This window comes from Staphylococcus sp. GDX7P312P (assembly GCF_008385775.1).
Classification (GTDB): Bacteria; Bacillota; Bacilli; order Staphylococcales; family Staphylococcaceae; genus Staphylococcus; species Staphylococcus haemolyticus.
In genome coordinates, this window is sequence record NZ_VUKI01000019.1 from 25,398 (window position 1) to 40,136 (window position 14,739).

The window sequence follows — 14,739 nt, forward strand, 5'->3', positions numbered from 1 at the left end:
GAGCGCTTGTATGCCAGGAATAATTCAAATAGACGATATTAACCATTCCCAAGCATTAATTGGTAATAATGATGAACATATTAATGCGATTGAGGAGGCATTTGATGTCGAAATACATGCTCGTGGCCAAGAAATAGCAGTCAAAGGCCCAAAAATAGAGCCTGTAGAAAAGTCAGAATTAGTTCTTAAAAATTTATTAAAAGTAATTGAAATGGGTAACATAATTACATTAAAAGATGTAGAAGCTGCAATAAAAATGGCTAAAAATGATACAATACATCACCTTATTGATTTATATGATGAAGAAATAACAAAAGATGCTTATGGAAAAACTATTAGAGCAAAAACTATGGGACAAAGACTATATGTTAATGCAATGAAGAATAATGACTTAGTCTTTGGCATTGGGCCTGCAGGTACTGGTAAAACTTTTTTAGCAGTGGTATATGCAGCTAAACAACTAAGAAAGGGCTCAGTAAAACGGATTGTATTAACTAGACCAGCTGTTGAAGCAGGAGAGTCTCTAGGATTTTTACCCGGTGATTTAAAAGAAAAAGTGGACCCTTATTTAAGACCTCTTTATGACGGATTAAACACTGTATTAGGAAGAGAACAAACAGCCCGATTTATAGAGAGAGGTACTATTGAAATTGCGCCTTTAGCCTATATGCGTGGTCGTACTCTTGATGATGCGTTTGTGATTTTAGACGAAGCTCAAAATACAACGCATGCTCAAATGAAGATGTTCTTAACACGACTTGGGTTTGGTTCTAAAATGGTAGTAACAGGAGATCAAACTCAAATCGATTTACCAAAAGGTGTTAAAAGTGGACTTAAAGAAGCAGTCAAAAAATTACATGGTGTCAAAGGAATTAATATTATGCAATTAGATCAAAGTGATGTTGTAAGACACCCGTTAGTAAGTAAAATAATTGATCGCTATGAAGGAGACATTTAAATGTTTACAATTGATTTTAATGATCATTCAGACCTGGTAAATGAATCTTGGTATCATCAGATTGAAGATTTACTAAATTTTGCTAAAGAGCAAGAGCAAATTAACGAGGATGCTGAACTTTCAGTCACATTCGTAGATAAAAATGAAATTCAAGAAATAAATAAAACTTATCGCGATAAAGATAAAGTAACAGATGTTATTTCATTCGCTCTTGAAGAAGACGAACCAGAAATTATTGGACTAGATATGCCTAGAGTTCTCGGTGATATTATTATCTGCACTAATGTAGCTGAAGAGCAAGCTGACTCCTATGGCCATTCATTTGAAAGAGAACTTGGATTTTTAGCGCTTCATGGATTTTTACACTTATTAGGTTATGATCATATGAATGAAGAAGATGAGAAAGTAATGTTTGGCCGTCAAGACACTATACTAAACGCGTATGGATTGACTAGAGATTAAACATATTAAACGTTTTAAACATACGTATGATGGGTTAAAAACGCTTCTTCTAAAAGATCATAATTATTTACTTCATATCATTATTGCTTTTATAACAATTATTTTAGGTTATATTTATCAATTGAGTGCTATAGAGTGGTTATTTATATTACTAGCCATCTTTTTAGTATTAACCTTAGAAGCAGTTAATACCGCAATTGAATGTGTAGTTGATTTGGTTACAATGGATTATCATGAACTTGCTAAACAGGCTAAAGATATTGCCGCATTTAGCGTTATGTTGGTATCAATATTCGCTTTAATAACTGGATTAGTTATATTTTTACCTCATATTTTCTAACTATAAAGGGGATGTTTAAATGACTTATCAATCACATTATTTTCAAGAAGCTAGAGAGGCTCAAAGCCGTGCGTATGTACCATACAGCAACTTTAAAGTAGGTGCTTATTTAAAGACCAAAGACGGCCGTACGTTCTATGGTGCTAATGTTGAAAATGCAGCTTACCCTGCTACCATTTGTGCTGAACGTTCTAGTTTAGTGGCCGCAATTTCTGAAGGTTATCGACCTGGAGATTTTGAATCAATAACAGTAATTGTTGATTCTGAAAAACCGTCTTCTCCTTGCGGAACTTGTAGACAGGTACTTAAAGAATTATGCGATGATGATATGCCGGTATATATGACAAACCATAAAGGGGAATTACTTGAGTCAACTGTGGGAGATTTATTACCACATGGCTTTTCAGGAAAGGATTTAGAATAAATGACAGAACATAAGTCAGGATTTGTTTCAATAATAGGAAGACCGAATGTAGGAAAATCTACATTTATGAATAGAGTTATTGGCCATAAAATTGCAATTATGTCCGACAAGGCTCAAACAACTCGAAATAAAATTCAAGGTGTAATGACTAGAAATGATGCGCAAATCATATTTTTAGACACACCAGGTATTCATAAGCCTAAACACAAATTAGGTGATTATATGATGCGTGTTGCAAAAAATACTCTATCTGAAATTGATGCAATCATGTTCATGGTTAACGTCAATGAAGAAATCGGTCGTGGCGATGAGTATATCATGGAAATGCTAAAGAATGTTAAGACGCCCGTTTTCTTAGTATTAAATAAAATCGATTTAGTTCATCCTGATGCTTTAATGCCAAGAATCGAACAATATCAAAAATACATGGATTTTACTGAAATCGTACCAATATCAGCTTTAGAAGGACTAAATGTTGACCATTTTATAGATGTGTTGAAAACATATTTACCTGAAGGTCCAAAATACTATCCAGATGATCAAATCTCAGATCACCCTGAACAGTTTGTTGTCAGTGAAATCATTCGTGAGAAAATTTTACATTTAACTAGTGAAGAAATTCCGCATGCAATAGGCGTAAATGTAGATAGAATGATTAAAGAAAATGACGAACGTGTTAGAGTTGAAGCTACTATTTTTGTTGAGAGAGATTCACAAAAAGGTATTGTTATCGGTAAAGGTGGCAAAAAATTAAAAGAAGTCGGTAAAAGAGCAAGACATGATATTGAAATGTTACTAGGCTCAAAAGTTTATTTAGAACTTTGGGTAAAAGTTCAAAAAGATTGGCGAAATAAAGTTAATTTTATTCGTCAAATGGGATATATTGAAGATCAAGATTAAAAATATTTGATTTTAGGAAGGTCGTGAAACTATGCTCGAAAAACAAAAAGGTATCATCATAAAATCCGTAGATTATGGAGAATCTGATAAAATTATTACAATATTAAACGAGCATGGTGCAAAAATACCATTAATGGTTAGACGAGCTAAAAAATCAAAAACAGGTTTGCAAGCCCATACGCAACTATTTGTGTATGGCTTATTTATTTATAATAAATGGAAAGGTATGGGTACATTAAGTTCAGTTGATGTTATCAATCAATATTATGATTTACGTTTAGATATATATAATAGTAGTTATGCTACGTTATGTGCAGAGACAATTGAACGTTCTATGGATAATGATGACATTTCACCATTCCATTATAAACTTTTACACTTCGTACTCGAAAAGATCTCAAATGGTGATTCAGCTCAATTAATGTCAATTATAGTTCTTTTAAAATGTATGAATCGTTTTGGGTTTACAGCATTTTTTAATCACTCAGCTATTTCAAATAGCTTTGATCAATCAAAATTAGTTGCGTATAGTTTTGTATATGATGGAACTATTCTTGAATCAGAATTATATAAAGACCCACATGCCTTTCGAATATCTAACAAAACGTTATACTTATTAGATGTTTTACAAAAATTACCCATTGATAAAATGAATCAATTTAACATTAGTCAAGAAATATTAGATGAAATGTCTGAATTAATATTATTAATCTATAAAGAATATGCAGGCATGTACTTCAAAGGTCAAAAGCTAATTAACCAACTTAAACGTATAGAATATTAATATACAACAATATTCACACTTAAAACCCCACCACAAAGAAATTTGAGGTGGGGTTAGTACTAATTATTCATATTTTATTAGAATGCCACTTTTTCAGCTAAAAATGTTTCTAATTCTGAAATAGGCATACGCACTTGTTCCATTGAATCACGGTCACGTACTGTAACTTGATTATCTTCTAATGAGTCAAAATCAAATGTAATACAATAAGGTGTACCAATTTCATCTTGTCTACGGTAACGTTTACCAATTGATTGAGACTCGTCAAAATCAATTGCAAATTTAGAACTTAATTGTTCGAAAATCTTAATAGCTTCTTCAGATAATTTTTTACTTAATGGTAAAACAGCCGCTTTATAAGGTGCTAGAGCAGGGTGGAAATGCATCACTGTACGTGCATCTTTGCTTCCTTCAACACCTTCTTCTTCATATGCATCACATAAGAATGCTAATGTAACACGATCAGCACCAAGAGATGGTTCAATACAGTATGGAACATACTTTTCGTTTGTTTCAGGGTCGTGATATTTAAAGTCTTCACCTGAATGTTCACTATGTTTTTTCAAGTCAAAGTCAGTACGGCTTGCGATACCCCATAATTCACCCCAACCAAATGGGAAGCGATATTCGATATCTGTCGTAGCATTAGAGTAATGAGATAACTCTTCTTCGTCATGGTCACGTAATCTCATGTTTTCTTCATTGATATTTAAATCTTTTAACCATTGACTAGCAAATGTTTTCCAATAATTTTGCCATTCAATTTCTTCACCAGGTTTACAGAAGAATTCCAATTCCATTTGTTCGAATTCTCTAGTTCTGAAGATGAAGTTTCCTGGTGTAATTTCATTACGGAAAGACTTACCAATTTGACCAATACCAAATGGTAATTTTTTACGCATAGAACGTTGCACGTTTTTGTAATTCACAAAAATACCTTGTGCAGTTTCTGGTCTTAAGAAAATTTCATTTGTAGAATCTTCTGTAACACCTTGGAATGTTTTAAACATCAGATTAAATTGACGAATATCTGTCCAATTAGCAGTTCCACTTACCGGGCACACAATACCTTCATCATCAATAATACGTTTCATTTCTTCGAAACTCAAACCATCAGCGATAAAGTTTTCGTCGCCTTTTTCTTTTTGCATGTAATCTTCAATTAATTTATCTGCACGATAACGAATCTTACTATCTTTATTGTCAATCATAGGATCATTAAAGTTACCTAAGTGACCTGAAGCTTCCCAAGTTTTAGGATTCATTAAAATTGCAGCATCAATACCAACATTAAATGGTGATTGAGTTATGAACTTCTGCCACCATGCTTTTTTTACGTTATTTTTTAATTCAACACCTAATGGGCCATAATCCCACGTATTTGATAATCCACCATAAATATCACTACCAGGAAATACAAATCCTCTGTGTTTCGCTAATGATACAATTGTTTCCATATCTTTAACCATATAATCTCTCCTTATTTAATACATAAAAACGCCCCAAGACAATAAATAAATGTATTAATTACATTTATCATTATCTTGGGACGAGTTAATTTATTTTACTATATTGTTTTAATATAGTTGATACCTTAATAACCCGCGGTTCCACCCAAATTAGTGTAGCCACTCTCTTTTATAAAGTTTTAATATTAGCCAAATTAAAATTGTTAAGCTTACACCATCCTTAACTCGCTTACTATTAGTTTAATAGATTGATTATTTAATAGCAAGAAATTATATGTATTTGTAGCTACATAAATAAATAGGTATAATAGACGTGAATAAAAAAGGGGTGAAGACCTATAGAACTTAGTAAAAGACAAGAGCAAATCATTGAAATAGTTAAAAGCGGTGGACCCATCACTGGAGAACACATTGCCGAAAAATTAGATTTAACGCGTGCTACTCTAAGACCTGACCTAGCAATTTTAACTATGTCCGGTTTTTTAGAAGCTAGACCTCGAGTTGGTTATTATTATTCAGGAAAATCAAAAAACAAATTAATGACCGATAAATTGCGCCAATATGTTGTTAAAGACTATATGTCTCCACCAGTCATTGTAAAAGAAGATATGACTGTTTATGATGCTATTTGTACCATCTTTTTAGAAGACGCAGGTACTTTATTCATTACAAATGAGCATAATGATTTTATAGGCGTTTGTTCAAGAAAGGATTTGTTACGAGCATCTATGATTGGTGAGGATATTCATACAATGCCTATCAGTGTAAACATGTCTAGAATGCCTAACTTAACTTATTTAGAAGAAGATGAACTTATTATATATGCTGCAGATCAAATGATAGAGAAAGAAATCGACTCAATACCCATTGTAAAAAATAAAGGTAATAATAAATATCAAGTCACTGGTAGAATTTCAAAAACAACAATTGCAAAATTATTTGTATCATTATTTAAAGAATAGGTGGTAGAACGATGGAAAATATAAAGATAATCATCGCTTCTGATTCAATTGGAGAAACTGCTGAATTAGTAACAAGAGCATGTATTTCTCAATTCAATCCAAAGGAATGTAAACATGAATTTTTAAGGTATCCTTATATCGAGACAAAAGAGGATATTGATGAAGTTATTCAAGTAGCAAATGACAGAAATGCAATTATAGTTTATACGTTAGTTAAACCAGAAATGAAAACTTATATGGAAAGTAAGATAGGTACTAATAAGTTACGTTCTATTGATATTATGGGACCATTAATGGGCTATTTGAAAGATGCTTTTGATGAGAATCCATATAATCAACCTGGTAGAGTCCATCGTTTAGATGACGCTTATTTTAAGAAAATTGATGCGATTGAGTTTGCGGTAAAATATGATGATGGAAAAGACCCTAAAGGATTACCTAAAGCGGATATTGTATTAATTGGTGTTTCAAGAACATCTAAAACTCCTTTATCTCAATATTTAGCCCATAAAAGTTATAAAGTGATGAACGTTCCAATTGTACCTGAAGTAACCCCACCGGACATGTTATTTGACATTGACTCATCAAAATGTATCGCTTTAAGAATTAGTGAAGAAAAATTAAATCGTATTAGAAAACAACGTTTGAAACAGCTCGGATTAGGTGATTCAGCTAGATACGCTAATGAAATACGTATTAAAGAAGAGATTAAATATTTCGAAGATATCGTAGACAGAATTGGATGTGCAGTCATTGATGTATCTGATAAAGCAATTGAAGAAACAGCTAATGATGTAATTAACATAATCGAAAGCCAATCAAAATAGTTTTAATTTATCTTTAAACAAAGTATAATATTATGACTACAATTTATAGGTGATATATATTGCGTATTGAACAATCAGTAATTAATGAAATTAAAGATAAGACCGATATTTTGGATTTAGTAAGTGAATATGTAAAATTAGAAAAGAGAGGACGCAATTACATTGGTTTGTGTCCTTTTCATGATGAGAAGACGCCTTCGTTTACTGTATCTGAAGATAAACAGATTTGTCATTGCTTTGGTTGTAAAAAAGGTGGTAATGTCTTTCAATTTACTCAAGAGATAAAAGATTTATCATTTGTAGAGGCTGTAAAAGAGCTTGGAGAAAGAATTAACATTTCAGTTGATATTGGTAATAGTAGTGACTATACAAGTCAAATAGCATCGGATGATTTAACAATGATTGAGATGCATGAATTAATGAATGAATATTATCAATATGCTTTGCTTAAGACAGTAGAAGGTGAAGAGGCATTAAATTATCTAACAAAACGTGGTTTTACTGAAGAGCTTATTAAATCACGTGGTATTGGTTATGCGCCTAATCATACTCACTTTTGTCATGACTTTTTACAACAAAAAGGGTATGATATAGAACTCGCGTACGAAGCTGGTCTTTTATCACGAAATGAAGAAAATTTCAGCTATTTTGATAGGTTTAGAGATCGCATTATGTTCCCTTTAAATAATGCTCAGGGTCGTATAGTAGGCTATTCAGGTAGAACATATAATAATCAAGAACCTAAATATTTAAACAGCCCGGAAACCCCCATATTTCAAAAGAGAAGATTATTATATAATCTTGATAATGCTAGAAAGCATATACGAAAAAATGATGAAGCCATATTATTAGAAGGATTTATGGATGTAATTAAATCCGATTCATCAGGTCTAAAACCGGTCATTGCAAGTATGGGAACAGCTATATCAGATGAACACATTACTGTTCTAAAAAAATTAACATCTCATATTACTCTAATGTTTGATGGTGATTTCGCTGGTCAAGAAGCAACAATTAAAACTGGGCAACACCTTTTACAACAAGGATTTAATGTTTTTGTTGTTCAATTACCTAAAGATATGGATCCAGATGAGTATATATCAAAATATGGTAATGAAAAATTTCTTGAATATGTAAATAATGAAAAGAAATCATTTATCATTTATAAAGTAAATAAACACAGAGATGAAATTGCTAATAATGACTTAGCTTATGAACGTTATCTTAAAGAAGTTACCCAAGATATTGCATTAATGAATTCTCAAATTTTGCAGAATAAGATAATCAAAGATGTAGCACATATATTTAATGTTGATTCTAATACTCTAAATAGCACTGTGTTGAATCAACAACAATATATTCCTAGCGAACCTCATTTTAATGATTATCAATCATATGATAGTGAAATACAAAATAATACAAATAATTTATTTAGTCATTTATCAAAACATGAAAGCGCTGAAAGAGCCTTACTTAAACATTTTATGAATGATAAAGACTTATTCTTAAATTATCATAAGCAACTTGAAAGTGATGACTTTGATAATCAATTTTTCAAACGTATATATAGTGTTTTAGAAGATTTTTACGCTGAAAATGACAGTTATACAATTAGCGATATGATACTTTACACAGATAATGATAATTTGAGAGATGCAATTATCGCTTTGGATAATTATGATTTAAATCAAGAGCCTTATGATAGTGAAATAGAAGATTACATGAATGTCATCAATGAATCAAAGTATGGAGATACACTTGAAGAATTAAATCATAAATTACGTGAAGCGTCACGGATAGGCGACGTAGAATTGCAAAAATATTATTTGGAACAAATCGTTAATAAAAATAAAGCTCGTATGTAACTCATTATGATAAAAACTGCTATGAAATTGCATACTTTAATAAATCATATAAATAGTATTTCTATTTAATAACCATTATTGTATAATGGTTATTATGCGTTTTTAACGGGTAGATATGGAACATAAGTAATATTTAATAAATGTGATGTCGTTTAAATATAATTGATATTAAACGTTCAAATATTGAATATGAAATGTTACCATTATTATGAATTTTTATTAATACTTTTCTTATTATATTGAAATATTATATAATTAAATATCTTGTTTGAAAGCATATATTACTATTGGGAGGCCTTTTTATGTCTGATAACCAAGTTAAAATTAAAAAACAAACAATAGATCCGACATTAACATTAGAAGATTTTAAGAAACAATTAATCGATAAAGGTAAAAAGGAAGGTCACCTTAGTCATGAGGAAATAGCCGAAAAATTACAAAATTTCGATATGGATTCTGATCAAATGGATGATTTCTTTGACCAATTAAATGATAATGATATTAGTTTAGTAAATGAGAAAGATAGCTCAGATACTGATGAAAAATTAAACCCAAATGATTTAAGTGCCCCTCCAGGTGTTAAAATCAATGACCCTGTAAGAATGTACTTAAAAGAAATTGGCCGAGTTAATCTACTAAGTGCTCAAGAAGAAATTGAATTAGCTAAACGAATTGAGCAAGGTGATGAGATTGCTAAGTCTAGATTAGCTGAAGCTAATTTACGACTAGTTGTAAGTATCGCAAAAAGATATGTTGGACGTGGCATGTTATTCCTTGATTTAATTCAAGAGGGCAACATGGGATTAATAAAAGCTGTTGAGAAATTTGATTTTAGTAAAGGATTCAAATTCTCCACTTATGCAACTTGGTGGATTCGACAAGCAATTACAAGAGCGATTGCCGACCAAGCACGTACAATTAGAATTCCAGTTCACATGGTTGAAACAATTAATAAGTTAATACGTGTTCAAAGACAATTATTACAGGATTTAGGTCGTGATCCTGCACCTGAAGAAATCGGGGAAGAAATGGATTTACCTCCAGAAAAAGTACGTGAAATTCTTAAAATTGCTCAAGAACCAGTATCATTAGAAACACCAATAGGTGAGGAAGATGATAGTCATTTAGGTGACTTCATTGAAGACCAAGAGGCGCAAAGTCCATCTGACCATGCAGCTTACGAACTTTTAAAAGAACAATTAGAAGATGTTTTAGATACACTTACTGACCGTGAAGAAAATGTTTTACGCTTAAGATTTGGTTTAGACGATGGTCGAACAAGAACACTTGAAGAAGTTGGTAAAGTATTTGGTGTTACACGTGAAAGAATTCGTCAAATTGAAGCAAAAGCACTAAGAAAACTTAGACATCCAAGTCGAAGTAAGAGATTAAAAGACTTTATGGATTAATTTTAATAATTCGAGTTAAAACTTTATTTGTTTTCAATGCTCATAGAGTACTTATCGTTTAAAATTTTGAAATATTCATTTCAATTAATTTATTAGTTAGTTTGTAGCATTTACTAATTAATGATTCTATTATCTACTTTGATAATTCAATTCCATTTTAAACGTTACTATATTGAGCTAAAGAGAATTTTAGGCTGAGACACTTAACTTTGTCCCAGTCTCTTTTTATAGTAAAGGAGATACCTATGATAACTTTAAATCAAAGATTAACTTCTGTTTGCAATTACCTTATTCCTGGAAAATTGGCTGACATTGGTTCTGACCATGCATATCTTCCAATTTATGCGATTCAAAATAATTTAATCTCTAGTGCTATTGCTGGGGAAGTTATTAAAGGTCCATATGAAGCAGCAAGAAAAAATGTATTAGTAAATCAACTTAATGATGTAATTGATGTTCGATTAGGGGATGGATTGAGTGTTTTAAGCAAAAACGAATCAATACAGAATATAACTATTTGTGGTATGGGCGGTCCACTAATTGCTAAAATATTGAAAGAAGGAAAAGAGCATCTAGTTCAAGGTCCTAGACTAGTTCTGCAAAGTAACATTCAGACTGAAGCGTTAAGATATACTTTAATGTCTATCAACTATCACATTGTTGATGAGATTATTATGGAAGAAAAAGGACATATTTACGAAATAGTTGTAGCTGAATACAATACGACTAGTGAAAATTTGAATAATAAAGAATTAAAATTTGGACCCAAGCTATTACAAAAGAAAAATGAAATTTTTTATAAGAAATGGAATCATGAATTAGAAGCACTTAAACATATTCGCAATCAATTGAATTCAAAATCACATCATGAGAGACTTAAAGAAATAGAGAATGATATATCATTAATTACTGAGGTGTTAAATAATGAAGATTAAAGAGTTAATGTCTATTATTGATAATCACGTTCCTCTCAAAACAGCAGAAAGTTGGGACAACGTTGGATTACTTATAGGTAGTAATGAATCTGAAATCAATGGTATCTTAACTACACTGGATTGTACCGACGCAATTGTTAACCAAGCGATAGATAATGATTACAACACGATTATCGCTCATCATCCACTCATTTTTAAGGGTGTAAAATCAATTATTGATGATGGTTATGGACAATTAATTCAAAAAATTATTCGTCATGATATTAACCTCATTGCTTTACACACAAACCTTGATAACCACGTTAATGGTGTAAACCAAATGCTAGCTAATAAATTAAAGTTGAACAATATACAATTTTTAACACAAGAAAACGAAACCTATTTTAAAGTTCAGACTTATATACCTAAGGAAGATATAGAAACCTTTAAAAATAGCCTTGATCTAGTAGGACTCGCAAAAGAAGGTAATTATGAATATTGTTTTTATGAATCTGAGGGCCGCGGTCAGTTCAAACCTGTAGGTGAAGCTAAACCATATTTAGGTCAAATAAACAATATTGAATACGTGAACGAAGTTAAAATTGAATTTATGATTAAAGATAGTCAATATGAATTAGCTGAAAAAGCAATAATTAGCAACCATCCTTATGAAACGCCAGTTTATGATTTTATTAAAATGACTAAAACTGCCAATTATGGACTTGGTAAAATCGGGAATATGGAAGAAGCAATGCCATTAGCTGAATTTGTGAAATTTGTAAAAAAGCAGCTTGGTATACCTAGTGTTAGATATACTGGTGATTCTGATAAACTCATTCGAAATGTAGCAATCATTGGTGGCTCTGGAATTGGATTTGAATCGCTTGCATTCAATAAGGGTGCTGATATCTTTATAACAGGGGATGTTAAACACCATGATGCACTTGATGCACAGACCAACGGCATAACCATTTTAGATATTAATCATTATAGTGAATATGTAATGAGAGAGGGACTGAAAGATTTATTGAAGCATTGGTTAAATACTGAAAATGTAAACTTCCCAATTGAGGCTTCTAATATTAATACAGACCCATTCAATTATAGCTAAATAAAATTTAATCAACATCAATTGAATATTTTAAGGAGGCCTAATCGATGGCAACTCATCCATTTGAGTTATTTAATTTAGACTCAAAACTTATAGAAGCAATTAAAGATTTAAAATTTGAAAAACCAACTGAAATTCAGAATAGAATAATTCCTAGAATTAAAAAAGGGGTTAATTTAATAGGTCAATCTCAAACAGGTACAGGGAAATCTCATGCATTTTTATTACCATTAATGGATAAAATAGACGTTGAAAATAAAGAACCTCAATCTATCGTGGTGGCTCCTACAAGAGAATTAGCACAACAGTTATATCAGGCAGCAAACCATCTAGCTACTTTTAAACAGGGCGTTAAAGTTAGTTTGTTTATAGGTGGTACAGATATAGAGAAAGATAGACAGCGTACAAGTAATCAACCGCAATTAGTAATAGGAACACCAACTAGAATTAATGATTTAGCTCAAAGTGGTCATTTACATGCGCACTTAGCATCTTATCTTATTGTGGATGAAGCTGATTTAATGATTGATTTAGGATTAATTGAAGATGTAGATTTAATTGCATCTCGTCTAGATGAAAATGCACATATAGCTGTCTTCAGTGCTACTATACCTAAATCCTTACAACCATTTTTAAATAAATATCTTAGTAATCCTGAGTATGTAGAGGTTGATTCTAAATCTCAAAATAAAAAAAATATCGAATTTTATCTAATTCCAACTAAAGGTACTGAAAAAGTAGATAAAACACTTCAATTAATTGATATTTTAAATCCGTACTTATGTATTGTATTTTGTAATAGTAGAGATAATGCGGATGAATTAGCTAATTCATTAAATGCAGCCGGTATTAAAGTTGGCATGATACACGGAGGTTTAACACCTAGAGAGCGCAAGCAACAAATGAAACGTATACGTAATTTAGAATTTCAATTTGTTATCGCAAGTGATTTAGCTTCTCGAGGTATAGACATTGAAGGCGTTAGTCATGTTATTAATTTTGACGTACCTAAAGATATTGACTTCTTCACACACCGTGTGGGTAGAACAGGTAGAGGTAATTATAAAGGTGTGGCAATAACTCTTTATAGTCCGGATGAAGAACATTTAATCACACTAATTGAAGATAAAGGCTACCATTTTGAAAATGTTGATGTGAAAAATAATGAATTAACACCAATTAAAGCACATAATACTCGACGTAAGCGTGTAAGAAAAGACGATCACTTAACGAACGAAGTGAAACATAAAGTGCGAAGTAAGACTAAAAATAAAGTCAAACCAGGTTATAAAAAGAAATTTAAACAAGAAGTCGAAAGAATGAAGAGACAAGAAAGAAAACAATTTAGTAAAAGACAAAATAGACAACAACGAAAAAATAATAAAAAGGGTTAGGTGAAAGCAATGTTACTTGGGTCACATGTTTCTATGAGTGGTAAAAAGATGTTAGAAGGTTCTGCAGAAGAAGCACACAAATTTGGTGAGTCTACATTTATGATTTATACTGGTGCACCTCAAAATACAAGAAGAAAGAGCATAGAGGATTTAAATATCGAAAAAGGACATGAAGCCATGGATAAATATGGTTTATCTAATTTAGTCGTCCATGCTCCATATATTATAAACATCGCTAACACTACAAAACCGGAAGTCTTTCAATTAGGGGTAGATTTCCTTCAAAATGAAATTGAACGAACACAAGCTTTAGGTGCTAAAGATATTGTTCTACATCCTGGTTCACATGTTGGCGCTGGTGCTGATAAAGGTATTCAACAGATTATTAAAGGTTTGAATGAAGTTTTAACTCATGATAATGATGTGCGTATCGCTCTAGAAACTATGGCTGGAAAAGGATCTGAAGTTGGACGAAGTTTTGAGGAAATCGCACAAATTATTGACGGGGTTACGCATAATGATCGATTATCAATCTGTTTCGATACATGTCACACTCATGATGCTGGATATAACATTAAAGGGGATTTCGATGGTGTATTAAATGAATTTGATAAAATTATTGGCTTAGATCGAATAAAAGTGGTTCATGTTAATGATAGTAAAAATGAGCAAGGTGCTCATAAAGATAGACACGAAAATATTGGATTCGGTCACATTGGATTTGACGCATTAAATTATGTAGTACACCATGATGTTTTCAAAGATATTCCTAAAATTTTAGAAACACCTTATGTTGGTGAAGATAAAAAAAATAAGAAACCCCCTTATAAATTTGAAATAGAGATGTTAAAAGCACAACAATTTGATTCAGAATTAAAAGATAAAATTCTTCAACAATAATTACTATTAATTGGAAGCTG

At 31.4% G+C, this 14,739-nt stretch carries 15 protein-coding genes; 14 read left to right on the forward strand and 1 reads right to left on the reverse strand.

Annotated features, from left to right (window positions below; genetic code table 11):
• Positions 1-10 precede the first annotated feature (10 nt).
• From F1592_RS05255 to recO, 6 genes are read left to right on the forward strand one after another with little or no spacing between them, the layout of a single operon-like run.
• Positions 11-958, forward strand: coding sequence for a PhoH family protein (locus F1592_RS05255; RefSeq protein WP_053017375.1), 948 nt, complete (start codon positions 11-13; stop codon positions 956-958).
• Positions 959-1,420, forward strand: a complete 462-nt coding sequence (ybeY, locus tag F1592_RS05260; protein ID WP_053017373.1) for an rRNA maturation RNase YbeY — start codon at positions 959-961, stop codon at positions 1,418-1,420.
• 4 nt (positions 1,421-1,424) lie between these two features.
• Positions 1,425-1,760: a diacylglycerol kinase family protein gene (locus tag F1592_RS05265; RefSeq protein ID WP_037536612.1), complete on the forward strand. Its 336-nt coding sequence runs from the start codon at positions 1,425-1,427 to the stop codon at positions 1,758-1,760.
• A gap of 19 nt (positions 1,761-1,779) precedes the next feature.
• Positions 1,780-2,184 carry a cytidine deaminase gene (gene cdd, locus F1592_RS05270; RefSeq protein WP_149809745.1) on the forward strand — a complete coding sequence of 135 codons (405 nt, stop codon included), beginning with the start codon at positions 1,780-1,782 and terminating at the stop codon, positions 2,182-2,184.
• A complete protein-coding gene (era, locus tag F1592_RS05275; protein ID WP_037536609.1) occupies positions 2,185-3,084 on the forward strand; it encodes a GTPase Era in 900 nt (299 codons plus the stop codon).
• 31 nt (positions 3,085-3,115) lie between these two features.
• A complete protein-coding gene (gene recO / locus F1592_RS05280) occupies positions 3,116-3,868 on the forward strand; it encodes a DNA repair protein RecO (RefSeq protein ID WP_037536607.1) in 753 nt (250 codons plus the stop codon).
• Positions 3,869-3,945: 77 nt separating this feature from the next.
• Here recO and F1592_RS05285 read toward each other — a convergent pair whose 3' ends face one another.
• Positions 3,946-5,337 (reverse strand): glycine--tRNA ligase, encoded by a 1,392-nt coding sequence (locus F1592_RS05285; protein ID WP_037536605.1) that lies wholly within the window; start codon positions 5,335-5,337, stop codon positions 3,946-3,948.
• Positions 5,338-5,675: 338 nt separating this feature from the next.
• Here F1592_RS05285 and ccpN point away from each other — a divergent pair, with 338 nt between their 5' ends.
• The 8 genes from ccpN (at position 5,676) to F1592_RS05325 (ending at position 14,719) form a co-directional block, all read left to right on the forward strand.
• Positions 5,676-6,299: a transcriptional regulator CcpN gene (ccpN, locus tag F1592_RS05290; RefSeq protein WP_075140644.1), complete on the forward strand. Its 624-nt coding sequence runs from the start codon at positions 5,676-5,678 to the stop codon at positions 6,297-6,299.
• 11 nt (positions 6,300-6,310) lie between these two features.
• Entirely contained in the window at positions 6,311-7,126 is an 816-nt protein-coding gene (locus F1592_RS05295) for a pyruvate, water dikinase regulatory protein (protein ID WP_037536603.1), read from the forward strand.
• 59 nt (positions 7,127-7,185) lie between these two features.
• Complete coding sequence (dnaG, locus tag F1592_RS05300) at positions 7,186-8,991, forward strand: DNA primase (protein WP_053017371.1); 1,806 nt, start codon at positions 7,186-7,188, stop codon at positions 8,989-8,991.
• Between the two features lie 302 nt (positions 8,992-9,293).
• On the forward strand, positions 9,294-10,400 hold the full coding sequence (rpoD, locus tag F1592_RS05305; RefSeq protein ID WP_053017370.1) for an RNA polymerase sigma factor RpoD: 1,107 nt from the start codon (positions 9,294-9,296) through the stop codon (positions 10,398-10,400).
• 245 nt (positions 10,401-10,645) lie between these two features.
• Positions 10,646-11,335, forward strand: coding sequence for a tRNA (adenine(22)-N(1))-methyltransferase (locus F1592_RS05310; protein ID WP_053017368.1), 690 nt, complete (start codon positions 10,646-10,648; stop codon positions 11,333-11,335).
• A complete protein-coding gene (locus tag F1592_RS05315) occupies positions 11,325-12,425 on the forward strand; it encodes a Nif3-like dinuclear metal center hexameric protein (protein ID WP_053017366.1) in 1,101 nt (366 codons plus the stop codon). Before F1592_RS05310 ends, F1592_RS05315 begins: the two co-directional genes overlap by 11 nt.
• Before the next feature lie 47 nt (positions 12,426-12,472).
• Complete coding sequence (locus F1592_RS05320) at positions 12,473-13,819, forward strand: DEAD/DEAH box helicase (protein WP_037536595.1); 1,347 nt, start codon at positions 12,473-12,475, stop codon at positions 13,817-13,819.
• A 9-nt stretch (positions 13,820-13,828) separates the two neighbouring features.
• Entirely contained in the window at positions 13,829-14,719 is an 891-nt protein-coding gene (locus tag F1592_RS05325; RefSeq protein WP_037536592.1) for a deoxyribonuclease IV, read from the forward strand.
• The last annotated feature ends 20 nt before the right edge of the window (positions 14,720-14,739 follow it).

Bases quoted from the DNA above. Each gene is read 5' to 3' on its own strand.
- F1592_RS05255 (WP_053017375.1), top strand. From the start codon at position 11: ATGCCAGGAATAATTCAAATAGACGATATTAACCATTCCCAAGCATTA.
- ybeY (WP_053017373.1), top strand. From the start codon at position 959: ATGTTTACAATTGATTTTAATGATCATTCAGACCTGGTAAATGAATCT.
- cdd (WP_149809745.1), top strand. From the start codon at position 1,780: ATGACTTATCAATCACATTATTTTCAAGAAGCTAGAGAGGCTCAAAGC.
- era (WP_037536609.1), top strand. From the start codon at position 2,185: ATGACAGAACATAAGTCAGGATTTGTTTCAATAATAGGAAGACCGAAT.
- recO (WP_037536607.1), top strand. From the start codon at position 3,116: ATGCTCGAAAAACAAAAAGGTATCATCATAAAATCCGTAGATTATGGA.
- F1592_RS05285 (WP_037536605.1), bottom strand. From the start codon at position 5,337: ATGGTTAAAGATATGGAAACAATTGTATCATTAGCGAAACACAGAGGA.
- F1592_RS05295 (WP_037536603.1), top strand. From the start codon at position 6,311: ATGGAAAATATAAAGATAATCATCGCTTCTGATTCAATTGGAGAAACT.
- rpoD (WP_053017370.1), top strand. From the start codon at position 9,294: ATGTCTGATAACCAAGTTAAAATTAAAAAACAAACAATAGATCCGACA.
- F1592_RS05310 (WP_053017368.1), top strand. From the start codon at position 10,646: ATGATAACTTTAAATCAAAGATTAACTTCTGTTTGCAATTACCTTATT.
- F1592_RS05315 (WP_053017366.1), top strand. From the start codon at position 11,325: ATGAAGATTAAAGAGTTAATGTCTATTATTGATAATCACGTTCCTCTC.
- F1592_RS05320 (WP_037536595.1), top strand. From the start codon at position 12,473: ATGGCAACTCATCCATTTGAGTTATTTAATTTAGACTCAAAACTTATA.
- F1592_RS05325 (WP_037536592.1), top strand. From the start codon at position 13,829: ATGTTACTTGGGTCACATGTTTCTATGAGTGGTAAAAAGATGTTAGAA.